This window comes from Nostoc sp. LPT, assembly GCF_017115165.1.
Classification (GTDB): domain Bacteria; phylum Cyanobacteriota; class Cyanobacteriia; order Cyanobacteriales; family Nostocaceae; genus Nostoc.
Genome location: NZ_JABXKF010000174.1, coordinates 38,120 through 61,582, shown reverse-complemented (window position 1 = coordinate 61,582; position 23,463 = coordinate 38,120). Strand labels below are relative to the sequence as shown.

The window sequence follows — 23,463 nt, the reverse complement described above, 5'->3', positions numbered from 1 at the left end:
CATCCAAGCTTTAGCACTCAGCCGCAAGCTGCTCGGAGATGAACATCCATCTGTCGCTACTAGCCTCAACAGCCTAGCGGGACTCTACGAATCCCAAGGCAGATACAGCGAAGCCGAACCCCTTTACATCCAAGCTTTAGCACTCAGCCGCAAGCTGCTCGGAGATGAACATCCATCTGTCGCTACTAGCCTCAACAATTTAGCGTATCTCTACAATTCCCAAGGCAGATACAGCGAAGCCGAACTTCTGTGGCTGCAAGCTTTGGATATTTTGGAGCGACGGTTAGGGGTGAATCATCCTAATACTGTAAGTGTTCGTAATAATTTAGCATATTTGCGCGATCGCCCCTCCTCAAATCAAGAATAGACGGTTTTGTGCAAAGCGTACCCTGATAAAACTGAAAAGGGCGATCGCTTTAACTCGGCCTTTCCTGTTCTGAACTCTTAGGTAGAATGAGGTTCCCCACAACCTACGCCAGTTTTAGTGTTTAGCCTTAACCCAAGCGTATTGTTATATAGGCAATCGCCTTACTCGGAAAGTTTCATTACTTACAGAAATAATTGTCCCTAACTCTAAATCTTCCTGGCATTCACTCAAAACTTGAGTCAACCGTTCATTAATTGCATCATAATTTTCGTTCCCCAACCTAAACAAAATCACACTGGGTAAACTATCCCCACTCACAGCTAAAAGTTGGGCAAAATCTAAATCTATAGTTATAGCAACCGCCAAGGTGATTAGGACATCGATAGATGATAAAACTTAGACACAAAAAGACTTTTCACCCAGTCCCCAGTCCCCAGTCCCCAGTCCCTTGCTATAATAAAATTCTTCCTTCTGCACAAGCTTTAATTAAAATTTCATTATCTGGTAGTCTTTGCAAACCTTCATCGCGCAAATGCACCACATCATAACCAGCACCACGCAACCAAGTTACAGTGCGTAATGAAATTCCCATATCTGCCAAAAACTTCATTATTACTTGTTAAGCACTTTTGAAGATATAAACCCGTTCTTGAGTCAACCACGCTGCATAAAGAAGAGATTGACGAATATCTTCTGCTTCTAAATCAGGATATTCTTCTAAAATTTCTTCAATAGGCTTTCCATGAGCTACCAAATTTACCACTAAAGAAACTGGAATTCGCATCCCGCGAATGCAAGCTTGTCCAGCCATAATGCTAGGGTCAAATGTAATTCTCTCCAGACCTAACATAAATGATCGCTCCAAAATCTTTTTTATCGTTCTGAGGTGCAATGATGATATTGTAAAGCCTAGCGCTCTATTTTTGATTTTAAACCCACAAGCGATCGCCTCCCCCCAAAATCCAGAATAGACTACATGGGGCTACGAATTTACAGATTTTGTGCAATGCGTACCATGATAAAACTTGAAGGAGCGATCGCCTACACTAAAATTCATATTGAATAAGCAAAAATGCCTGATTACTTATTCAATATGAGCTTTTACTTTCTCAAAAGCAGCTTTTACTTTCCCTTTTTAGTGTTTTCCACAAGCAAAAGCAGCTTTTATTTTCTCAAAAGCAGCTTTTAATTTCGCATTTTAGTGTTTTCCACAAACAAAAGCAGCTTTTACTTCTTCAAAAGCAGCTTTTACTTTCTCATTTTAGTGTTTTCCACAAACAAAAGCAGCTTTTAATTTCGCATTTTAGTGTTTTCCGCAAGCAAAAGCTGCTTTTGCTTTCTCAAACCCCAGTTTGCTTTCTCATTTGAGTAATTCACGCATTCATTTTGGTATATCATTGAGCTGAAAGCCATCGTAGACATCGCTTGTCGGCAAATCTTAAACGCTATTCCATTCTTCTAGCGTGATTTCCCGCTCTAAAATAACCTCAACTTCCCCAATCATCATCCGCAATTGCGGTACAGAATACTCATCATTAGAGGGAATAGTTAGGTGATATTCCCCGTAAACCATAAACTGATGTCTTGTTCCAGAAAAAGGGCCATCAAAGCCAAGCCATCGTAATTTCTTCAAAAAATCCCGACGCTTACAGGGTATCCATCAGCTCAAGAGTCGGCTCCTTGTTGAGGTCAATATTATCAATTACTAGTAGAGAATGTCCCAGCTTTAACCCAAGCAAAATCCAGTCTTCCAGCGTTGAGCGTAATTCATCCTCACACTCGCGCAAAGTTGATGCAAAGGCTATCACTCCTTTGCAAACAGGAATTCTACCTGCAAATGTACCATCTTCTAACTTGTCATAAATTGCCTGAGCGATCGCTCGATCAACATAGTCGCTCAAAATAAACCTTATCGCCATGAAATCTCGCGTTGTACTACCAGTTTAATCTTATGTTAAATGATGGTGTTTCGCCGATGAAGCGTCTACGCTCTACTTTCAAGTGTAAATCGACAGGCGATGTCTACGACGGGCTATTCGGCGTCGCTTTTGGTATTTTAGAGATGAGTGCAATCGCTTTTCTTTAGAGAAAGTTGTAAAAAAAGCTATATGACAAGGGTTTATCTAGATACCAGTATTTATAATCGTCCATTTGACGACCAAACATAGCCAAAAATCTTTCTAGAAACACAAGCTGTCATCTTTATTTTACAAATGGTAGAAGCAAGATTAATAGAGCTAGTTAGTTCTTCAGTACTAGAATATGAAAATAGCCGTAACCCTTTTATTGTCAATCAAAAATCAATGGAGCGATACTTACAAATAGCTATATTGAGAGTATTAGTAGATGAAAATATTAGAGGCAGAGCAGAACAACTAGAACAACAAGGAATTAAACCTATTGATGCACTTCATGTAGCGTGTGCGGAGGCTTTCCAAACTAATTATTTTATTACTTGCGATCGGAGACTAATCAACCGTTGTCAAGATTTATCACTCAAGGTAATCAACCCAATTGATTTTATTTTAGAGGTATGAAATGAAAATTAAAGTTATTGACGAACAACAAAATTTACAAGAAGTGATGCAGGTTCTACTCACCCACTTAGAACCATCGAAGGTAATGAAATTTTGGGCAGCTTGTAAACTAGGTAAAGGCGATTATTTGGAACTTAAAGATAAACTGTTTGCTGAAGAAACAGTTACCAGTTTATATGCCAAAGTCAAACAATATCAAGATGAAGCCTAGTGTTCCAAGTTAGAAGGGGCGACGCCGATAGCGTTCGCGTAGCGTCTCGTAGAGAAGCGTTAGCGAGTCTTGCCTACGGCACGCTGCGGAACATACCAATTCTCTAAAATAAGGCAACAGATGTAAGCAGGGATTGCCTTGTTGCATCTAAATTTATCAATTGCGTTAGCGCAGCGTTAGCGAGTCCGCGAGCGTCATTGCGAATTGCGAATTGCGAATTGGTATTACACCTTGGGATGTAATAGGATACAGTTCAAATTCTCCACTTTCCGGTCATGATTCCTCAAATAAGCGAGCACCTTGATGTAAACGTTCCGCAATTTGATAAGTTTGTCCTTGAGATCGCATTGTCGGAGAATGAGCAGCTAAATACCGAGATGCGGCCACTAGTATATGAATTCCAGCCGAAGTTTGACCGAGGAAAGAATACTGACGAAAAGCGGCTTCTATTTCTTGAACGACATGAAAATCACGGTTTTCTCGCAGCATCAATTTCCCCAATTTTGCCATCAGTCTTTCAGGACTACCACCACTGTATAAATAATTAGCAACTAATTGCCCTGTCTGGTTTACTTGCTGCTGACGGTTTAATAAATCTGGTAGCTGCTGGAGTAATTGTTCGGGATTTTCTACGATGTCTTTGGGTTCTGGCAGCCTTGCTGGTGGGACATTCAAAAAACGATTTAAGTATACACTCATCGCTGCATCAAACACACCTCTTAATAGTTCGACTGTTGGTACTCTTCGTAAAGCTTGATGTACGGCATTTGCAAACGTAAATGGATGGTGGGCTGAATTCCAATCTCCAAATTCATTATTAGTGTGAAAACGAGCTACTCGTAATGCGGCTGTATAAGTAACTACACCAGCTAATTGTTCTTCAGTACAACCTGCTTTCAGTGCATTCAATAGCGAGTCTGCGATCGCTTGTGGGTCTTCACCCAATAAAATTGGTACTAGTTCATCTGTTTGTGACCAATTTCCTTGTCGAGATTTTCCCACACTTAATACAGTCGGTAATTGCTCAAAAGCTGACTCTAATATTGCCACCAAATCTACAGGGTAGCGCCAGGAATTGGATTCTTCCATCCGGGAAGCATTGGCTAAACTCGAAACTAAGCTAGCCAAAATTGATTCTGCTGCTTGCCAAGCTACAGTATCAAGTGCTTCTAATGCTTTATTGATAAAATCAAGCGTATGCCCAACATCAAGATAGCGACGATCTGTGGCAGCACAGAATAGCATATCTGCTATTTGCTTTGAATTAGCTCCAGAACGAACAGCAGACACTAAACATCTTTGTGCTGCTTCAGCATCCCGTACCTGAATAAATTGGCGAAACCAGTTTTTGAGAGTTGCAAAATCTACTTTAGCGTTGGGTAATGGGTGAACGACAAACTCTGGTGGCGCACCCGCACTATCATTAGCTACTGCTGACAGCCCGTGAAATAAAGCACGAGGTTTGTCTTCTGCATCAAGATAAGGTAGTAGATTCATCATACAGGTGTGGATAGTCAAACCTGAACTCCAACCCACTTTGTTATAACGAGTGCCAAATTCTAGCCCCATGAGAAATGGTTCTGTCGGGTTCACTCCTATATCTAAAAGTGCCAGGGTTGATTTTGCAATCACTAAAGAAATATTCTGCTCTAAACCGTCTAGCAGACGTTGGCGGTGGTGAGCATAAGGGTTAACTGGTGGTGCTAAATTTATCCAAACTTCACCATCACGAATTTCTACCGGGAAACAAGGAACATCATCTGCCCACGAGTCAAACGTTCCACCACTAGCAAGATCAAAGCGGGCATAATGCCAAGGACAGGTAACAATACCATCTTTGCAAGTGCTTCCTTGTAAGGGAAAGCCCATGTGAGGACAACGGTTATCAATTGCGTAAACTGTATTATTTGAGTAAAACAAAGCAATCGTATGCTTTTCCTTGTGGACTAACAAACTGCCTGCTGCCTGAACTTCTGCAAGTTTAGCAACACGGATATAAGCGTCTGTTTTCGTCGCATCTTCAAATATTTGAGTCATTTAACTACACATAGGTAAATGTTAAAACCCTTATTTCTACTTTGACAAAGTTTTTCAAATTTGTGCATTCTAATTTTTGTTAACTAAGACCAATTCCAAAAATGTTTACAATAGATAACTCCACCCACACTGACGCGCACCCTCCCCAATGCTTTGAGCTATCTATTACCTGGATCTTTCTTAACAAACAGACAAAATACTTAAAATCAGACTGAAATGGTTGATGGGTATAGTTTTGAGTGAAAGTAGAGTTGCGGGTAATGACGCTTCTAAAATATTTATCTGCGTAGGCGTAGCCCGTCGTAGACATCGCACCCTGTTTAACGAGAGTAAGGGTTATTGAAAGTTTCCCAAGCAGCAATAGCCGCCTTTTGTACGCAAAAGCTGAAGTCTACTAAGTCTTTCATCAATAAGTGCCAGTTTCTTTCAGCTTCATCTAAAAATTGCACCCTATATTAATAGTCATTAGTCATTTATTTATTTCCCAAAGGACAAATGACTAATGACTAATGACAAATTAATAACTTTTTGTTGGCAGTTGTTGCTCTAATTTCAGCAATGCTGCAACTCGCATTTCTGTAGCCAGGTGACTGGAGAATAAGTTACCCAGAAACTGTCCAGAGATGGAATTGATAATTAATAACGGCTCATAAGCTGGATTGGCATTTAAAGGCATCTGCTTTGCTGAAGCTTCTAGGCGTTGCAATGCCTTAGCTAAGGCGCGGGGATTACCAGTTAATCTCGCAGAACCTGCATCAGCAGAAAATTCTCGTGTGCGCGAAATTGCTAGCTGAATGATTGTCGCCGCCACCGGTGCAAGCATAACTGTTAATAAAACTCCTATTGGATTTCCACCTCTGTTGTCATTTCGTGAACCACCGCCAAACCATAGGCTGTAACTAACCATTTGGGCTAGGAATGAAATCGCACCAGCCACAGTAGCAGCAACAGCTTGAGTGAGAGTGTCACGATTAATAATATGGGTTAACTCGTGGGCAATAACACCTTCGAGTTCATCCTCTGGCAATATATTCAAAATGCCTTCGGTGACAGCCACAGCAGCATGTTCTGGATCGCGCCCTGTAGCGAAAGCGTTAGCACCAAGGCTAGGAACGATGTAAACTTTAGGCATGGGAATGTTAGCGCGATCGCTCAATCTCTGCACCATCCGATAAAGTCCTGGTGCTTCGCTTTCACTCACAGGTTGTGCCTGGTATACTGCTAGGGCAATTTTATCTGATTGATACCAGGAAAACAGGTTGGTTGCTGCTGCCAAGCCAATCCCGATAATCAAGCCACTATAACCGCCAATTACCCAGTAACTAATTGCAATCAAAAGACCACTTAGTGCAGCAAGCATTGCAGCCGTTTTCAATTTATTTGTCATATTTTTGCTCTCCTGCTAATGCTGTATAAATTTTTTATAAAACAGCATTACTTCAGCTACATTTTGATTTTATTCAGCTAAACTTAGATATATGGTACAGAAAACCTATCAGATAAGTACGGTTTTCCAACTGAAGTTTTAGTAATACTAATTTATTAATAGAATTAATCCCTATTAACTAGATGATGACTCCAAAAGACTTAATACTTTATCTTCTAAACAGTATCCGCAACTGGGTCGATACCCTACTTACGGCAGATTGTCTTGATTTGTGTTTAGAATTGGCTTGGCTCCTCGCGCCACCAACATCTGGACAATTTGTTGGCGATCCTGCTGTCCACTAGAACGGACGTTAGTTGCATTCTGTAAAGCTCGATCGCCGACCTCTGCTACCAATGTTTTGCCATCATCTGGAGTGGCCTCAAACAACAGCTTAATCGTATCTAGCCTTCCCCAGAAAGCAGCCTCTACCAGTGCATTCCCATCAGGCTTTGCTCCTGATTGCAGCAGAAGTCTGACCATTTCTGGTTTTTGAACAGTCCAAAAGAGTGCAGAACGACCCAGTGGATCAGCAGCATTAACATTGGTTCCTACTTGAACCAGTGCTTGCAATTCATTCGGTAATTGATACCGTGCCATATGAATCAACAGCTGCTCGCGTGTGTTCTGCACATCACCTTGTTGCGATGAATTAATAACATATTGTTCTGTTCCCATCTTATCGATGCGAGCATACAAAATACTCCCAACCAAAACAAGTATTGGAATAAGTATTACAAGACTAGCCGAGAGCGTTAGTGGAAACCAACGCCAGAGGATTAAACTGCTTGCTCCTACTGGGATACAGCCCAAAATCATTATCCCGATATTGGCAGCCAAAATAATAGCTACCTTCGCAAACCACTCAGGCAAGACAACCAGCCAAGCGAGAATGCGTAAGCGCATCAACAAAAAGAAACAGAGTGCTGAAATACTCCAACATACAATAACTAGAGCTCGGAAATTGTAAACCAGTCTGCTTGCGATTTGAAACATTTTTAATTCCAGCCATTCGTCAGAAATTAAGCTCAAGTCCAGCCAGCTTTTGTTGATTTTTCTCAACAGCAGACTTCAGATGCTTTAACCCAAGCGATCGCTTGGGTAAATTTGGGTTACTGGTAGGGTTATTTCTCCTATACGCTCTAGTATATCTAGGCTTTGCTTTCGTGCAGACACCTTGGCAAGTCTGGGGATTGTTTGCCCTTTATGGTCTGCATTTAGGTATAAGTAAAGGATTACTGTTAGCGCTAGTGGCAAATAGTATACCTGCAAATCTGCGCGGTACTGCTTTTGGGTTCTTTAACTTGGCTGTGGGATTAGCGCTTTTACCTGCTAGTTTGCTAGCTGGTGGCTTGTGGCAAACATTGGGAGCAGAGGCAACATTTATCGCTGGAAGTATGTTTGCGATCGCTGCTGTCTTCTTGCTAGTAATTAATAGAAAAAAATGTTTGCAAATATAAGTAAGACTTAAAATATCCTTCAAACTCTCGTTATTCTAATAAAATTTTAATCTTCAAAAAATGGTTTCAAACGAGCTGTAACTCTTAATTTACTGAGCCTTCGCACTAGTAACAAAGCTTGTTGTTTATATAATGCTACTGGTAGCTCTCCAGGCAAATTATCCATCAACTCTCTAGCAGTGCCGATGCTACATCCTGATATTATACTTATTTCATTTGCACCATCAAAAATAGCATCTAGGGCTAAAACTTTCTCGATTTGCACTTGCCAAGTTCGAGGATACATTTCACCTCGCTCAATCTGCTGGAGACTATTGCTATTTGCCAGAACAATCAGGCGATCGCCAATAGTAAGTTGTGTATGATCAGCAGGCATTAACTTAACAGGCGATCGCTTGAAGCTTTGATATAAAATTGGTACAACTCCAAAACCATAAGCAACCTCAGCTAATAGTAATCCATTTAGTGTATCTCCAGCCTCAATCATGTACTCTACTACCAAAATAGTTTGAGTATCAAAGTTAAACAAGCTGAGAATATTTTCTCCAAAAGCCGTAGCAGCAAATACTTCTGCTGAAATCGCAGAGGTGCAAATAACTTGAGCATAAGGAAATAACCGTGCTACGTTATCACGAAAGTATTGGTCGTAAGTCCGAATAATCACACGAGTTGTCGGACTCTTAGCGTATGCCATCAAAGCTATTTCCAAATTTTCCATATCATCGTCCGTAACGACAACGACACTTTTACTATTAGCGAGATTTACCTTGCCTAGAGCATCGGTAATATTATCAATAATCAGTGGTATTTTGTTGAGAAAATCGGCGTTTATTGCTGTGCTGCTAATACCTACTAAAGGTTGCTTGAATTCTTGTAATAAACTCGCGACTCGCTGACCAACTCGATTTAATCCAATAAGTACAACATGGTCTTTTTCAGGGATTGATGGCTGAAAATTATTGAAAAACTTGAACCTTGAACTTAACAAAGCATCAGTTAGCAACGCATATAAAACCCCAACAAAACCGATACCTGTTAAAGTTAGTACGAGGCTAAACAATCGCAACCACCCTGGCATATTTTGTGCTGGCTCTGGTGGCGTTTTAAAATTCCCACCGCCAAATATATCTCCGTATCCTCCTAAAAGTAAGACAGCAATAGCATAAAATGCTTCTATTATGTTACTTCCAGGATAATTTAAGATATAAATAATTGTTCCAAAACACCAAAGGAAAAGTACTGTAATTCCACAGATAATTGCTGCCCGCAAACTCTGATAACGATAGAATGTTCGCAAGAGATATGCCATTTTCTGTTTGAAATTATTCCAAGCTCTGCCTAATACAATTTCTTGCCATAACTGCTGCCAGTTGTACTTACGCCCAGTAGCAAGTTGTTTCAAACTTTTAAGTTGCTCTGTGACTTCGATATAAATAATCGTATCACCTGGGTATAATATCGCTTCTGGTTCCCACTGATGAAATTCTTTAGGTAAAGGAGATGAATCATTAGCGTGATTTAATACCCGACGATATAAGGTATTTAGTTCATGTATACGCCATTTATTGCTCCAGCTATCACCCATTTTAATCTGACGCTTTACTACCCGAAATTGGCGTTCCTCCAGTTGAAAATATCCAAGATTATCATCTCCAAGGGCTGCAACAGCAAAGCCAGAAGCGGAAATTTGATTTGGCTCAAAGGCAATAAAATTACCAAGAGTTTGACTTAAAAGTTCATTGAGATTTTGTTTGTCAGAACGTACAACCAGGCGAACTTGAGGATTTAAAAGCCTTGCAGCAAAGGCAGCTTCTATATTTACCCGTTCATTACCAGTGACTAAAAGTACAGTTCGGCACTGAAAAATATTTGCCTGTTCTAAAACACTAGACTGACGGCAATCTCCGATTAATAACTGTTCTAATAAACTTGATAAATTTGATACCTGCAAATTTTGAGGTTGTTCTCGATCGATAGCATTGACAACAGCACCATACTCTTTTAGGACTGCAACACAATGCTGACCCAAACTTCCTAGCCCACAAACTAAAAACCGATCTAGTTTTGCTTGAGAATCTTTAACAGGCTGGTAATTATTTTTTGATGATGGCAGCATATAATACCGCCAATGATACACATTATTTATCTATATCGTAGAATACCAAAGATATTGACCCACAGCAAAAATGGTATTATTAATTAAATCATCAACGGCGATGGAGCTCGCCAAAACCGCCTTTCTGGCGCGATAAACTCTCTTCTGGAAGGCTGATGGCTCCTACTTTCCTTGCTAACTGCGGGAGAGTAGGGCTTGGCTAAATGCATTACCTGACTCTCCTGTAGAAAGTATCTGTCTACAAATCGCACTTCAAGGAGTCATGGTATGAAACACTTTCGTCAGTTTGAACCATTTATTGCCTTACCTCATCTAATCAAGTGGTTGCCCATCTCCTTTGTAGTTGGCATTCTTGCTGGAACTGCTTCTGCGGCTCTTTTAGCATCATTGGAATGGGCAACTGATTGGCGAGAATCACATCGGTGGATTATCGCCTTGCTTCCTCTTGGTGGCTTCTTGAGTGGTTGGATTTATCATCAATTTGGTCGGACTGTAGAAGCTGGAAATAACCTTTTACTTGAAGAAATTCATAATCCCAAAAATATTATTCCCTTTCGTATGGCTCCTCTAGTTTTACTAGGAACAGACCTTACCCATTTTTTTGGTGGTTCAGCCGGTCGTGAAGGTACAGCATTACAAATGGGTGCTTCTTTGGCAGACCAGTTAACTAAAATATTGCGTTTTAAAGGAGCTAATCGGCGAATTTTGTTAACAGCAGGTATCAGTGGGGGATTTGCTTCAGTTTTCGGCACTCCCTTAGCTGGAACCGTATTTGGTTTGGAAGTTTTAGCGATTGGTAAAATTCATTACGATGCTCTTTTTCCTTCTTTAATTGCTGCGATCGTTGGAAATCAAGTAACATTACTATTGGGTTTGCATCATACAGCATACCGACACGCTCCTTCTATACCAACGCTCACAACTTGGGGGCTGATTTCTGCGATTATTGCAGGTGCAATATTTGGAATAGTCGCAAGATTTTTTGCTCAAGTAACTCACCAAATTAGTCATTTATTTAAAGCAAACATATCTTATCCTCCAATGCGTCCTTTAATAGGCGGTGCGATAATAGCAGCAATTGTTGGATTGAGTGGTACGACTAAATACATTGGGCTTGGTATCCTTACTATCGTTGATTCTTTTTTCACTCAGTTACCTCCTTGGGATTTTGCAACCAAATTGGGCTTGACTGCTCTAACTTTAGGAGCAGGTTTTAAGGGTGGCGAAGTGACACCTTTATTTTTTATTGGTGCAACTTTAGGTAATGCTTTATCGTTGCTTTTAGCATTACCTGCACCACTGTTAGCAGGAATGGGATTTGTAGGTGTGTTTGCGGGTGCAGCAAATACACCTTTGGCATCCACATTAATGGGAATTGAATTATTTGGTCTGGAATCAGGGATATTTATTGGTATTGGCTGTATAGTGAGCTATTTATTTTCAGGTCATTCAGGAATTTACTCTGCACAGCGTATTGGGTTGAGTAAATACTCTGCTGTATATTTAGAAGAAGGGGTGACTTTGGCTAATTATAGACAAGGAAAAATTGAGCCAAAAATCAATTTATCTGATGATGCTGAAGAAGGAGAAAGTAATTCTCAAGAATGATTTATGGACACAATGAATAGATAATTGGAAAAACGCGTAGTTTACCGCCGTAGACATCGCAATTGTCAGACTAGTCATGCATGAGCGATAACCGCTATGCTTAACTTATATATTTGCGATCGTTTCACAAATATGCTGTTTAGGATAAAAAGTTACTATGCTCATAGAGTTTAGTATTGGCAATTACCGATCCTTTAAGGATAAAGTCACCTTTAGTATGGTGGCTGCCAATATTGTTACCAAAGAAAAGGAACTTGATGACAACAATGTTTTTGCGGTAGATGATGACCTCAAATTACTCAAAAGGGCTGTGATTTATGGTGCCAATGCCAGTGGTAAAAGTAATCTTCCAAAAGCTTTTAGCTTTATGAAATGGTTTATGATCAATTCCTCTAAAGAGACTCAAAGTACAGAAAAAATAGGAGTTGAACCGTTTGATCTAAGTACAGAAATTGAAACACAACCATCTTATTTTGAAATTGTATTTTTATTAGATGGTACAAAGTATAGATATGGGTTTGAAGCTAATCAAAAAAGGGTTATGTCCGAGTGGCTATTTTACGTTCCTAAGACAAATCAAACTCGTCTTTTTGAGCGAGTTTATGACGGAAATTCACGTAAGATAAAATATCTATCTAAAATATTCAAAGGTGAGGATATTTATCCTAAAACTAGGAGTAATGCACTTTTTCTATCAGTAGCTGCTCAATTCAACGTTGAAATAGCTGAGAGAATACTAGATTGGCTTACAAAACAAGTGAATATAGTTTCAGGTTTAGACGATCAAGATCATTTGAGTTATACACTAAGCTCTTTAGCAAAAAATAATGAGAATAAATCAGAAATTATTCAGTTAATTAAAAAGCTAGATTTAGGTATTGAACAAATCAGAATAAAGGGAGCTTCAATTAAGACCGGGCATAAAAGATTTGATAAGCAAGGTAATTATGTATCTATGAAATTTTTTGATTTAGATAGTCAAGAGTCGGAAGGAACTAAAAAAATAATTTCTATTGCTGGACTTTTAATAGATACTTTAAAATATGGCAAAGTTTTAATATTTGACGAATTTGATGCGAGACTTCATCCACTAATCAGCAAAGCAATTGTTGAATTATTTAACTCCAAAAATACAAATTATAATAATGCACAACTAATATTTATGACTGATGACACCAATTTGCTCAGTAATAAACTCTTTCGCAGAGATCAAATTTGGTTTACTGAGAAAAATAAATATGGTGCTACAGATTTATATTCATTAGTTGAATATAAAATACCGAAAGATGCCTCTTTTGAAAGTGACTATATCAAAGGCAGATATGGTGCTATTCCATTTATTGGTGACTTAAGTCAACTTATTGGTGAGCCTAATGCCTAGAAACCGTGGCTATGCTGATAGAAAAGTTGAAACAAGAGAACTTAGGCAAATATTTTTAATTATTTGTGAAGGTGAAAAAACTGAGCCAAATTACTTCAAGAGCTTTCGCGTTTCCACGACTGTCAAGAAAATTGATGTTAGAGGATTTGGATACAATCCAAGTAAACTAGTACAAGAGGCTAAAAAATTAAAAGCTCAAGAAGATTACGATCAAGTTTGGTGCGTATTTGATAGGGATGATTGGCCTAAGCAAGATTTTAACAACGCTATTGCAAACGCTGAAAGAGAAGGATTTCAAGTTGCTTATTCTAATGAAGCTTTTGAATTATGGTATGTATTACATTTTGAATTTTTAAATACTGGACTTCCTCGCCAAGATTACATCGATAAGTTAGACAAATTGCTTAAATACAATTATAAAAAAAATAGTGCAACAATCTATGAGGAAATAGAAAATCGGCAATCTACTGCTATCAAACACGCTAAAACTCTTCTCAAGCAATATAATCATCCCAATCCAGTAAATGATAATCCTTCAACAACAGTACATATTTTAGTTGAGGAGCTAAACAAGTTTATTCGATAATGCTTATCTTTTAGATTACATCAATTATTTTTGATCCCATCCAGTGGCTACTTTATCATTTACGAAATCATTGCTTCTAATTCTTTCAAAGCTTGAAAACTTCCTACTTGCCAACTACGTTCCACCGCAACAGGAATAATCTGAGTAATCGCTATATTTTCAAAATTAGGACTGGTGTTAGATTTTATATATTTCCCCTGTTTCAGCAAATAAATAGAAAGACTCCCGCTATCGTAAACCCATAGTTCTGGGACTCCAATCGCTTCATAAGCATCAAGAGTAGTTTTTGATGTAACATTAGTTTCAATCGCTAAATCTGGCGGCGGATCATCAGGTTGTAAGCGGCGATAACCAATCATTTGTTGATAATTCTGAATATAAAAGCAAGCATCAGGTTCAGCTCCTGCAACACCTTGCCGTTTAAAGGTCGTGGAACCAAAAGGTTGATATCTGATATCTTTCGCTTTCAGCAATATTTTGACAATATCAGAAATTAAATCTTTGGGAATTTCATGTTCTGGTAAAGGAGCCATAATTTCTAAAGTACCCTGGCTGTAGGCAATTCGTGTAGTTCTTTTTTCTCCCAATTCTTGTAAAATAGATTCAAATTCTTCCCAGCTAACATCAGGAATAGTTACCGTGCTACCAGGTGCTAACTGCATCCGGCTAACAGGTTTGAAAACGGGGATAGCAGCAGTCATAACCAAAATATCAATAAGCTGAATCTCAACAATTATCTATTAGGTTGCGGTGGATAATACAGCCCACCGTAACCTTTAGACTAATAGAATGAGTTTAACAAAAGCGATCGCTCTACACCTTAAACTTCTCGGCAATCCGCTTCATCGCTTCTTCGACATTCTCACGGCTGTTAAACGCCGAAATGCGGAAGTAACCTTCACCCGCGGCACCAAAGCCAGAACCAGGTGTCCCGACAACATTGACAGTTTGCAGCAGCTTATCAAAGAATTCCCAACTGGACAAACTATTAGGAGTTTTTACCCAAACATAAGGTGCATTCACGCCACCATACACCGCCAATCCGGCGGCTATGAGTTTCTCGCGGATAATTTTGGCGTTTTCTAGATAGAAACTCACCAATCCCTTGATTTGTGCCTGTCCTTCTTCAGAGTAAACCGCTTCGGCTCCCCGTTGGACGATGTAAGAAACACCATTAAATTTGGTGGACTGGCGACGATTCCAGAGTTTCCACAGTTCTACATCGGAACCATCAGCGGCTTTTGCTGTGAGTGTTTTCGGTACTACAGTTAACGCGCAACGAGTTCCGGTAAAACCTGCATTCTTGGAAAAAGACCGAAATTCGATCGCAACATCTCTTGCACCTTCAATTTCATAAATTGAGTGGGGAATCGACGGATCGGTAATATAGGCTTCGTAGGCTGCATCAAAGAAAATAATCGAGTTATTAGCTTTGGCATAGTCCACCCACGCCTTTAAATATTCCTTAGTAGCAGTTGCGCCAGTGGGGTTATTGGGAAAGCAGAGATAAATTAAATCGACTTTCTTTGAGGGAATCTCGGCGGTGAAGTTGTTATCAGCTGTAATTGGTAGATAGACTAAACCCTCAAATTCGCCTTTATCGTTGGCATCCCCAGTATTTCCCACCATAACGTTAGTGTCTACATACACGGGATAAACTGGGTCAGTAACGGCAATTATGTTGTCATGACCAAAGATTTCTAGAATGTTGCCTGTGTCGCACTTGGAACCGTCGGAGATAAAGATTTCCGAGGCATCTATCTCAGCTCCCCGTGCTTGGAAATCTTGAGTAGCAATTTTTTCCCGCAACCAAGCGTAGCCTTGCTCTGGGCCATAGCCTTTGAAGGTATTGCGATCGCCCATTTCTTCCACAGCTTTAATCATAGCTGCGCGGCAAGCCTCCGGCAGAGGTTCGGTAACATCGCCAATGCCCAGCCGGATGATTTTAGCATCACTGTTCGCTTCTGCAAAGGCATTCACCCGCCGAGCAATTTCTGGAAACAGATAACCCGCTTTCAGCTTCAGGTAGTTGTCGTTAATAGTTGCCATTATATTGATTATGAAAAAACGCCCTCAAACAGCTTACTGCTAATTTATGAGGGCGGGGAGAAATCAATTCAAAATTCAAAATTCAAAATTCAAAATTGTACCCTTACAGGGAAGCAAGCTACGCGCAGCGTCTCGTAGAGAAGAAAAAAGACTGGAATAGATGTAGCTTCAGCTTCCTCCAGGGAAAGAAATAACTCCTAACTCCTAACTCCTAACTCTTAACTTAACAATCCCCAATTAGATATTTACTGGCTGTTTATTATCGGCTGATGCGTAATAAATGTTGCGATCGCCAATTCCGAACTGCGTGATTGATTCTTGGCCTGTAATCAATCTTGCTCCACGATTACGGGTAAAATAGTTCCATGCCCACTGAATCATTACTACTAATTTGTTGTTAAATTCAATTAAGAAGTAGATGTGAATCAACAGCCAAAACAGCCAGGCAACGAAACCTTTCAGCTTGATAAAACCGAAATCGACTACAGCAGAATTGTGCCCAATCATTGCCAAACTACCATGATCCGTATAAGCAAAAGGTGGCAAATTGTTACCTACAAGCCGCTTTTGGACTAGTTCTGCTACATATTCACCTTGCTGCTTCGCTACAGGTGCAACACCAGGTAGCGGTTTACCATTTTGATGAGAAAAATTTGCTAAGTCGCCAATTACAAAAATATTCGGATGTCCCTTAATACTCAAGTCAGGTTCAACGATAATCCGTCCAGCGCGATCGCACTCAGCATCTGTGCGTTCTGCTAGGACTTTTCCCATTGCGGAAGCTTTCACACCTGCTGCCCATAATACCGTTTTTGAGGCAATTTCTTTAACTTCATCGCCTTGTTTGAGGGTAACAATATCATTTTCAATATTTGTTACCAGTGTTTTTGTCTGGACAACCACACCCAAGCGCGTCAGGGATACTTCCGCTTCTTGTGATAACTCTGGTGCAAAGGGTGGCAAAATCCGATCCAAACCTTCTAATAGCAAAATCTTGGCTTCTGAGGTGTCGATGTTGCGGAAATCTTCTTTGAGAGTTTGATTTGCCAATTCTGCGATCGCACCCGCCAACTCTACACCAGTTGGGCCACCACCCACAATTACAAAAGTTAACCAAGCACGGCGTTTTTCTGGATCGGTTTCTTTTTCTGCGGCTTCAAACGCCGAAAAGATCCGGCTACGCATTTCTATAGCATCTTCTACTGTTTTCAAGCCTGGGGCGAATTCTTCCCAGTTATCTTTGCCAAAGTAGGAATGCTTCGCACCTGTGGCGACAATTAACGTATCGTAAGGTATTGCTTCGTCGCCCACAATCACTTTTTGCGCTTCTGGATCGATATTATTCACCTCTCCCAGTAGCACTTTCGTATTCTTGCTTTTGCTGAGGACAGAACGCAAGGGTGAAGAAATATCAGCGGGAGATAGCGCACCTGTGGCGACTTGATATAAAAGGGGTTGAAATAGATGAAAGTTACGTTTATCAATCAGAGTAACGTTTACTGCCGCTTTGGCCAGTGTTTTTGCTGCATAAAGTCCACCAAAACCACCGCCAACAATGACTACTTGATGGGGTGGATTATTGTCAAGTGAATTTACCATAAGAAATATTATCGTGTACGCCGACTATTGTAACTATTCTTAACAGATTTGTATCAAAATTGTCATCAGATATTTTGTATTGCTCTTTACATTTAAAAAAATATTAAAGTAATCAAGACTACAGGATAAAGAAAATTTTTAGGCGAAAGGTACAGACAATCTTGAGTTTGGAATATTTCAATCCCTGTTTATCTGTATAGATTTATTAAAGGTAGATGTAGATTTATACAAGTTTAGTCAGAACTAGTTGACTCTGGTGTTTGTGTCAAACGTGGTAAATGAGTTCGCCGCCAACGCTTAAAGCCATAGATAAGAGCAACAAAAATTAACAAATAGGGACTGTAAACAATTAACCAAATACCCAGCTTGAGTAAGCCAACGGAAAATGCCCTCAAAGAATGGGTAGAGTTGTTCCAAGTTTCCTGAACTTGCAAACCCAAGGCAGGTTGGGGACTGGTGCTAGAAACTGCTGCTTCTAGGTTCAGCGTAATAGTGGAGTATGCAACTTGATTTTGTAAGCTTTTTAGTTGGGCATCAATTTGTTCTATTGTTTGTCGCACATTACTCAGTTCTTGGGCAACACTAAGCACATCTCTTACAGAACCTGCACGATCCATAATTTTTTGCAAATTGGCTTCAGTTTTTTGCAAATTCGTTAATCTAGCTTGAAAATCTACCAGGCGATCGCCCACATCTTCAGCAGTGATATTACGACTCTCAAGAGTGCCCAATTTAGCTAGTTGTTCTAGAGTCGGTTCTAACCGATTCTCTGGTATCCGCAATTGTATTGTTGCTGTGTAACGCGGATTGTCGTTTTTGGGTTGTTGTTGTTTCAACCCGATTAAATCCCCTTGCTGTTGATTGATAATTTGCGAAACGGCATCAATAGTCCGATCTACAGAGTTGACAGTCAAAGAGATTGCTGCCTTTTTAATGAGTTGAGGACGAGAACGCGCTATTGGTGCAGCTTCCACCTTTTGGGAAAGATTGTTTTCACGAGCAGGTGCAGGTGCTGCAATTGGAGATAAAGCCTGATTTGCTGACTGATGAGAAGAGGCGCAACTAGTGAAAATTACCCCTCCTAATAACGCACTTATAAATAAAGCAAATGTGCGCGGTAATTTAGTCGAAGCGTACATAATCTATCCCCAGATGGATGAAGTTAACCTCAGTATTACTGAAGAAAAACTCAAAATCTGGATTGTTGCAATTTATGTAACAGAGATAAAGTTTTGTTCAAAGTCCAATTATTCTTCAATTGATGTTTGTTGCTGAGAGAAACTTGCTAATTCGGATGCTAAAGTCTCTTCTAATACATCTATGATTGCGTGCGGATCAGTAGGGGACTTCATCATTTCAGCTTCCGGGTCAGAGCGATTTTTGACATTAGGAATATCCTGGCGTAATTCCTCAACCAAAGCGATGAGTTTAGCGATTTTCTGCTCAGAGAGCAGATTGAGTTGAAGAATAAGCTGCGTCCGTTGCTCTGCTAACTTTTCTTGTCGCTCTTGTTTGATCAATACCCCTGTTGTCACCAACAATGAACCCGCAGTCAGTGAAAATTGTAACCAAGGAAATGGAAGAGGATCAAATCTTGGTATGCCCAAACGTCGTGGTAAGACATTGGGTGTTACCCACAGAATAATCCCAAGCAGGATGCTATACAGGAATACAGGACGACCAAAAAAAGTAGTTACCGTTTCTACAACCCGCTGGTGTCGTGGTACGTCTTTTTCGGAACGTCTGTGCAATGCGATGATAGTCTCGATATTTTTACTAATAGATTCCGGTAATGGGGCGGTAGGCAGAATGTTTTGACGACGTGTTTCGGACGATCCTTGCGGTGAATCTTTTGGATTTGGTTTATCTTGGGAGAGCATTGGTAGTCTGACTTGATGAATGATTACTTCAATTTAAATTGCAATTCAACTTTTATAGCCGTAGTCACTAATGTTAGGACAGTGTTGAACGCTCAAAGCCTTGACAAAACTGGGTTTTTACTCAATACGGGCTAAAGGCCCCGCTGACGCTAACAGCACTTTGCTATATATGCTTAATACTAGGGTAAAACTTCCGAATACTAGTTTTTAATAACGAAGCTTCCCTGATGGAAAACACTATTATGACTGTGGGGGACGGTGCTGATGATTTTGGGTAACTTAAGTAAATTATCTATGTAACCTGTCAAATTAACTACTAGATTATTGTGTTGCTGTATAGGTTCAGTTTTTTGAATATATTTATTCCCGATTTGAGAATTAGGGATTTCCAACAAATAAATTATTCAATTTTGTGGGGTGGGCAACATGAGCGCCCATAGCCAAAGGGCGGTGTCCACCTGACAAGAAGTAGTTGAGTATTTTTTTATTTGTCAGTCCCTTATTTATAACCTTTACCCAGAGTATCTTTCGGACATTTCTGACGGCTAAAAATTTTCATGCAGTGTGAAACTTATGAATCTAGGTTTTATAACGCTTTGAGCAATATTGTGAGAAATCCGAGTCACAGTTCATCTGTGGTTACTCAATTTGGGGTACAATCTTAAGCCTGCCAAGAAATGATGATGCTTGCTGACAGGAGATGCTTCTATGGCCCGGATGTATTATGACGAAGATGCCAATTTAGACCTTTTGGCTGGAAAAACTATTGCTATTATCGGCTATGGTTCCCAAGGTCATGCCCACGCTCTCAATCTCAAAGATAGTGGTTTGAATGTGATTGTGGGACTATATCCGGGTAGTAAATCAGTTGCAAAAGCTGAAGCAACTGGGTTAACTGTGAAAAATGTTGCAGATGCTGCCAATGCTGCTGATTTCATCATGATTTTGTTACCAGATGAAGTTCAAAAAACGATTTACAAAAACGAGATTGAACCGAATTTAGAAGAAGGAAATGTATTAGCTTTTGCCCACGGGTTTAATATTCACTTTGGGCAAGTTGTACCACCAGATAATGTAGATGTGGTGATGGTAGCACCAAAAGGGCCGGGGCATTTGGTACGGCGGACTTATGAAAGTGGTGAAGGCGTACCAGCGCTGTTTGCAGTTTATCAAGATGCTAGTGGTCAAGCACGCGATCGCGCCATGTCTTATGCTAAAGGTATCGGTGGTACTCGCGCTGGTGTTCTCGAAACGACTTTCCGCGAAGAAACCGAAACAGATTTATTTGGCGAACAAGCAGTATTGTGCGGTGGTTTGAGTGCTTTAATCAAAACCGGATTTGAAACTTTGGTAGAAGCTGGTTATCAACCAGAATTGGCTTATTTTGAATGTCTGCATGAAGTCAAGCTGATTGTAGACTTGGTTGTGGAAGGTGGTTTAGCCAAAATGCGCGACAGTATTTCTAATACGGCTGAATATGGCGATTATACCCGTGGGCCGCGGATTGTCACCGAACAAACCAAAGCTGAAATGCAGAAGATTCTCAGCGAGATTCAATCTGGGCAATTTGCGCGGGAATTTGTTTTGGAAAACCAATCTGGTAAACCAGGATTTACCGCCATGCGTCGCAAAGAAGCTGAACACAAAATTGAGGAAGTTGGTAAAGATTTACGCGCTATGTTTAGCTGGTTGAAAAAGGCTTAAGCACTGAAGTTGTGCCTTTACTAGTCTAAACATAACAATGGTTTAGACTTCTTGTAAAAGTCGGGAAAAGGTTAAGGGGAAAAGGTGAAAAGGATAAAATTTTCCCTTCCCTTTAATTACAAATTACTTTAACCGTTTTCCTAACTCTTGCAAAAGTAATTTTTGCAACTCTATTGTAGTCATAGATAAAGACCCACTATGTTTAAATTTCTAGCGGCTTCCAAGTTTCAAACTTGGCTTAGTTAAATTTCACTTTCGAGGTAAAAGCCCCTTAACCGCTCTGTATCTCAACTTTTGCTTCCGGCTCAATCTTTTGAGAGCTTTGACTTAGAAGCAGAGCAACTAAGACAAGAATCGCACCAATTAGACCGCGTATTCCCAGATGTTCTCCAAGTAGCCAAAATGAGAAAATTGTAGCGAACAATGGCTCAAGTGTAAAAAGTAAAGCAGCTTCGTCAGATGAAACCCATTGCTGTGCCAATGTCTGAAGCCAGATAACAGCAGCCGTCACCAACAACCCTAAGTAGAGAATCGCTCCCCAGTGCTGGCGAATTACCTCAAATTGGTTAAAGATTTGTGTGTTACTCCAGAGTATCCCTACCGTTGCAATGAACAAAAGTTGAACATTAGTGAGTGTTAAAGCGGGGTGACGGGAGGCGACTCGCTCTAGGAAAAGTATGTACACTGCATAGACAAAAGCATCAACAAACATCAACAAATCGCCAATTCCTAGTTCTTTGCCTTCCCAAAACATCACACCAATACCGATTACAGCTACTCCAGCGGCTAGGAAAGTTTTCAAAGGTACGCGCTGACCACTCAGCCATCCCAGCAGCGGGACGATAGGGGCGTTCAAACTGCCAATGAATGCCGCCCGGTTTGCTGGTATAGTCTTGAGTGCAATTGTTTCTATAGCTAAGAAAAAGAACAATAAAAGTCCTAATATTATACCATCATGTAATAAAAGTGCATTAAGATTACGTAAATTTAGGATAAAAACCCCAGCCGCTATGACAAAGCGGCTGGCAACTAATGCACTTGGCGAAAGGTTACTAACGATGTCTTTAGTCAATGGAAAAGTTGTAGCGCTAATTACATTAACAAGGATAAGTAGCATTATTCCTTTTAAATGTAAGGTGTTTTTAGTTTCCATTAAACTAATTAATTGAATAATGTTTCTTTAGATCCATAGAAAATGCGATCGCATAAATAATGTTGGTTTTGTTCCGTCCTGTCCGTACCTTCAGAATCTAGTCTTTTTAGCTGGTTAAGTACTAATAATCTAATTTTCATAATTTTATATCTTTTTCTATATTGTAATTAAAAGGTAAAGTAAGCTCTTATTAATTAAATCTAATCTAAACTGTATCCTTTACTGTATTATATTCAGAGTTTATAATTATCAAAAATCAGCGAGTATTAACAATTCAAAATTCAAAATTCAAACATTTTAGACATTTTCAGACGGTGATTTAAACCCTGACTGAAAATGATCGGAGGCGGAGTGGCTCCGACTCCGCGCTACCTGTAGAGGTAGGGGTCTTAAACCCTTTGATTTACGATAACTTTTCAAACATCCTCTAAGTGCGATCGCTTTCATCGCTACAATCGAATAAACTTCCGGGCTAGCTGGAATGTTGAATAGTTAGGAGTTGATCTGAGAAATGCCTAACCGCTATACGATCAAGATTTGCAATTATGGATTGAGCAAACCATTCAACAGTTAAAAAATCATGAATTTGAGGCGTTGGATATTCAGCATTTAATTGAAAAGCTAGTTGATTTGGGTAAGGCAGAGAAAAATGCGCTCAAAAGCAATCTGACAATTTTATTGGCGCATCTGCTCAAGTTACGGGTTCAGTATGATGTACCCAATCGTATGAAAGGAAGCTGGTATAGCTCAATATTGGAACACCGTCAGCGAGTTCTGAATAATTTGGCAGATACTCGTTCTGTAAAAAGTTTTCTAATAGAGGCAGTGGAAAAAGCCTACCCAGATGCTCGAAAGTTAGGGATTAAGGAAGGTAAGCTGACTAAGTTTGGGATTCGGATACCCCAAGAAAGTGAATATCCCACCGATTGAGCAGATTTTAGATGAGGATTTTTACGGGCTATAGACGATTGCTCCTTGTCATATTGCTTTACTTTACATCTAGATGGATAGACAGCTTGACCGAAAGGTTCTACAATCTGACTGATTGTGGTAAATTTACCTATTGTCCAATCCATATAAGCATAGTAAAGATTTTCTAGTGATTCTGTTTGATTGCGGAAGCACTAAATTAATATAGGAAAGTCTCTGAGTAAAGGGCAGCAAACAAATGGATGTAAAGTTGATTCTAGCTGGATTAACAGTTATATTTACGCTTTCGTGCTTATTTTTTGGCACGAAGAATGGATTCTATGATTCAGATAACTATCATGGCAATGGCTCCGCACATTGAGATAAATCTGTAGACGCTCGCTCGACTTCCCGGAGGGTGAGTTGGCTAAGAGCGCTCA

Annotated in this window: 23 protein-coding genes, 1 pseudogene and 1 riboswitch; of the genes and pseudogenes, 9 read left to right on the top strand and 15 right to left on the bottom strand. The window is 39.9% G+C overall.

What is annotated here, in order from left to right; genetic code table 11:
- The coding region (locus tag HWQ58_RS33615; protein ID WP_292872460.1) for a tetratricopeptide repeat protein at positions 1–367 on the top strand (367 nt) is incomplete at its 5' end.
- Positions 368–511: 144 nt separating this feature from the next.
- Here the strand turns inward: HWQ58_RS33615 and HWQ58_RS33610 are convergent.
- The 5 genes from HWQ58_RS33610 to HWQ58_RS33590 all read right to left on the bottom strand — a co-directional run bounded on the left by HWQ58_RS33610 (position 512) and on the right by HWQ58_RS33590 (position 2,286).
- A complete protein-coding gene (locus HWQ58_RS33610; RefSeq protein ID WP_292872458.1) occupies positions 512–733 on the bottom strand; it encodes a DUF5615 family PIN-like protein in 222 nt (73 codons plus the stop codon).
- Between the two features lie 85 nt (positions 734–818).
- Entirely contained in the window at positions 819–977 is a 159-nt protein-coding gene (locus HWQ58_RS33605) for a DUF5615 family PIN-like protein (protein WP_292872456.1), read from the bottom strand.
- Positions 978–986: 9 nt separating this feature from the next.
- Positions 987–1,217 carry a DUF433 domain-containing protein gene (locus HWQ58_RS33600; RefSeq protein WP_094352799.1) on the bottom strand — a complete coding sequence of 77 codons (231 nt, stop codon included), beginning with the start codon at positions 1,215–1,217 and terminating at the stop codon, positions 987–989.
- A 588-nt stretch (positions 1,218–1,805) separates the two neighbouring features.
- Positions 1,806–2,000: a hypothetical protein gene (locus tag HWQ58_RS33595; RefSeq protein ID WP_292872454.1), complete on the bottom strand. Its 195-nt coding sequence runs from the start codon at positions 1,998–2,000 to the stop codon at positions 1,806–1,808.
- Positions 2,001–2,013: 13 nt separating this feature from the next.
- The gene (locus HWQ58_RS33590; RefSeq protein ID WP_292872452.1) at positions 2,014–2,286 is read right to left on the bottom strand and encodes a type II toxin-antitoxin system HicB family antitoxin; all 273 of its coding nucleotides are present in this window, start codon (positions 2,284–2,286) and stop codon (positions 2,014–2,016) included.
- Positions 2,287–2,541: 255 nt separating this feature from the next.
- Between HWQ58_RS33590 and HWQ58_RS33585 the strand changes: the two genes are divergently transcribed.
- Positions 2,542–2,904, top strand: coding sequence for a PIN domain-containing protein (locus HWQ58_RS33585; protein ID WP_366839107.1), 363 nt, complete (start codon positions 2,542–2,544; stop codon positions 2,902–2,904).
- A gap of 1 nt (position 2,905) precedes the next feature.
- On the top strand, positions 2,906–3,115 hold the full coding sequence (locus HWQ58_RS33580; RefSeq protein ID WP_292872450.1) for a hypothetical protein: 210 nt from the start codon (positions 2,906–2,908) through the stop codon (positions 3,113–3,115).
- Between the two features lie 273 nt (positions 3,116–3,388).
- Here HWQ58_RS33580 and HWQ58_RS33575 read toward each other — a convergent pair whose 3' ends face one another.
- From HWQ58_RS33575 to HWQ58_RS33565, 3 genes are all read right to left on the bottom strand, one after another.
- Complete coding sequence (locus HWQ58_RS33575; RefSeq protein WP_292872448.1) at positions 3,389–5,152, bottom strand: Rieske (2Fe-2S) protein; 1,764 nt, start codon at positions 5,150–5,152, stop codon at positions 3,389–3,391.
- A gap of 517 nt (positions 5,153–5,669) precedes the next feature.
- Positions 5,670–6,539 carry a zinc metalloprotease HtpX gene (locus HWQ58_RS33570; protein ID WP_292872446.1) on the bottom strand — a complete coding sequence of 290 codons (870 nt, stop codon included), beginning with the start codon at positions 6,537–6,539 and terminating at the stop codon, positions 5,670–5,672.
- 249 nt (positions 6,540–6,788) lie between these two features.
- Positions 6,789–7,574 carry an ankyrin repeat domain-containing protein gene (locus HWQ58_RS33565; protein WP_292872444.1) on the bottom strand — a complete coding sequence of 262 codons (786 nt, stop codon included), beginning with the start codon at positions 7,572–7,574 and terminating at the stop codon, positions 6,789–6,791.
- Positions 7,575–7,744: 170 nt separating this feature from the next.
- On the opposite strand from HWQ58_RS33565, the gene HWQ58_RS33560 reads away from it, so the two are divergent.
- The gene (locus HWQ58_RS33560; protein WP_292872442.1) at positions 7,745–8,038 is read left to right on the top strand and encodes a hypothetical protein; all 294 of its coding nucleotides are present in this window, start codon (positions 7,745–7,747) and stop codon (positions 8,036–8,038) included.
- A gap of 46 nt (positions 8,039–8,084) precedes the next feature.
- On the opposite strand, the gene HWQ58_RS33555 is transcribed toward HWQ58_RS33560, so the two are convergent.
- Entirely contained in the window at positions 8,085–10,154 is a 2,070-nt protein-coding gene (locus tag HWQ58_RS33555) for an NAD-binding protein (RefSeq protein WP_292872440.1), read from the bottom strand.
- A gap of 87 nt (positions 10,155–10,241) precedes the next feature.
- Positions 10,242–10,326, top strand: a riboswitch (Fluoride riboswitch).
- A gap of 95 nt (positions 10,327–10,421) precedes the next feature.
- On the opposite strand from HWQ58_RS33555, the gene HWQ58_RS33550 reads away from it, so the two are divergent.
- The 3 genes from HWQ58_RS33550 (at position 10,422) to HWQ58_RS33540 (ending at position 13,729) form a co-directional block, all read left to right on the top strand.
- A complete protein-coding gene (locus tag HWQ58_RS33550) occupies positions 10,422–11,762 on the top strand; it encodes a voltage-gated chloride channel family protein (RefSeq protein ID WP_292872438.1) in 1,341 nt (446 codons plus the stop codon).
- Between the two features lie 157 nt (positions 11,763–11,919).
- Positions 11,920–13,143, top strand: coding sequence for an ATP-binding protein (locus HWQ58_RS33545; RefSeq protein ID WP_292872436.1), 1,224 nt, complete (start codon positions 11,920–11,922; stop codon positions 13,141–13,143).
- On the top strand, positions 13,136–13,729 hold the full coding sequence (locus HWQ58_RS33540; RefSeq protein WP_292872434.1) for an RloB family protein: 594 nt from the start codon (positions 13,136–13,138) through the stop codon (positions 13,727–13,729). The genes HWQ58_RS33545 and HWQ58_RS33540 overlap by 8 nt, the downstream gene beginning before the upstream one ends.
- A gap of 59 nt (positions 13,730–13,788) precedes the next feature.
- On the opposite strand, the gene HWQ58_RS33535 is transcribed toward HWQ58_RS33540, so the two are convergent.
- The 5 genes from HWQ58_RS33535 to HWQ58_RS33515 all read right to left on the bottom strand — a co-directional run bounded on the left by HWQ58_RS33535 (position 13,789) and on the right by HWQ58_RS33515 (position 19,257).
- Entirely contained in the window at positions 13,789–14,430 is a 642-nt protein-coding gene (locus tag HWQ58_RS33535) for a Uma2 family endonuclease (RefSeq protein ID WP_292872432.1), read from the bottom strand.
- A gap of 112 nt (positions 14,431–14,542) precedes the next feature.
- Positions 14,543–15,778 carry an LL-diaminopimelate aminotransferase gene (locus HWQ58_RS33530; RefSeq protein ID WP_292872430.1) on the bottom strand — a complete coding sequence of 412 codons (1,236 nt, stop codon included), beginning with the start codon at positions 15,776–15,778 and terminating at the stop codon, positions 14,543–14,545.
- Between the two features lie 237 nt (positions 15,779–16,015).
- On the bottom strand, positions 16,016–17,377 hold the full coding sequence (locus HWQ58_RS33525; RefSeq protein ID WP_292872428.1) for an NAD(P)/FAD-dependent oxidoreductase: 1,362 nt from the start codon (positions 17,375–17,377) through the stop codon (positions 16,016–16,018).
- A 233-nt stretch (positions 17,378–17,610) separates the two neighbouring features.
- The gene (locus HWQ58_RS33520) at positions 17,611–18,516 is read right to left on the bottom strand and encodes a DUF4349 domain-containing protein (RefSeq protein WP_292872426.1); all 906 of its coding nucleotides are present in this window, start codon (positions 18,514–18,516) and stop codon (positions 17,611–17,613) included.
- A 108-nt stretch (positions 18,517–18,624) separates the two neighbouring features.
- A complete protein-coding gene (locus HWQ58_RS33515; protein WP_292872424.1) occupies positions 18,625–19,257 on the bottom strand; it encodes a DUF1003 domain-containing protein in 633 nt (210 codons plus the stop codon).
- A 708-nt stretch (positions 19,258–19,965) separates the two neighbouring features.
- On the opposite strand from HWQ58_RS33515, the gene ilvC reads away from it, so the two are divergent.
- Complete coding sequence (gene ilvC, locus HWQ58_RS33510) at positions 19,966–20,961, top strand: ketol-acid reductoisomerase (protein WP_292872422.1); 996 nt, start codon at positions 19,966–19,968, stop codon at positions 20,959–20,961.
- A 271-nt stretch (positions 20,962–21,232) separates the two neighbouring features.
- Here the strand turns inward: ilvC and HWQ58_RS33505 are convergent, their stop codons facing one another.
- The gene (locus tag HWQ58_RS33505; protein ID WP_292872420.1) at positions 21,233–22,078 is read right to left on the bottom strand and encodes a DMT family transporter; all 846 of its coding nucleotides are present in this window, start codon (positions 22,076–22,078) and stop codon (positions 21,233–21,235) included.
- A 573-nt stretch (positions 22,079–22,651) separates the two neighbouring features.
- Between HWQ58_RS33505 and HWQ58_RS33500 the strand changes: the two are divergent.
- Positions 22,652–23,078, top strand: a pseudogene (locus HWQ58_RS33500) (DUF29 domain-containing protein).
- Positions 23,079–23,463 lie beyond the last annotated feature (385 nt).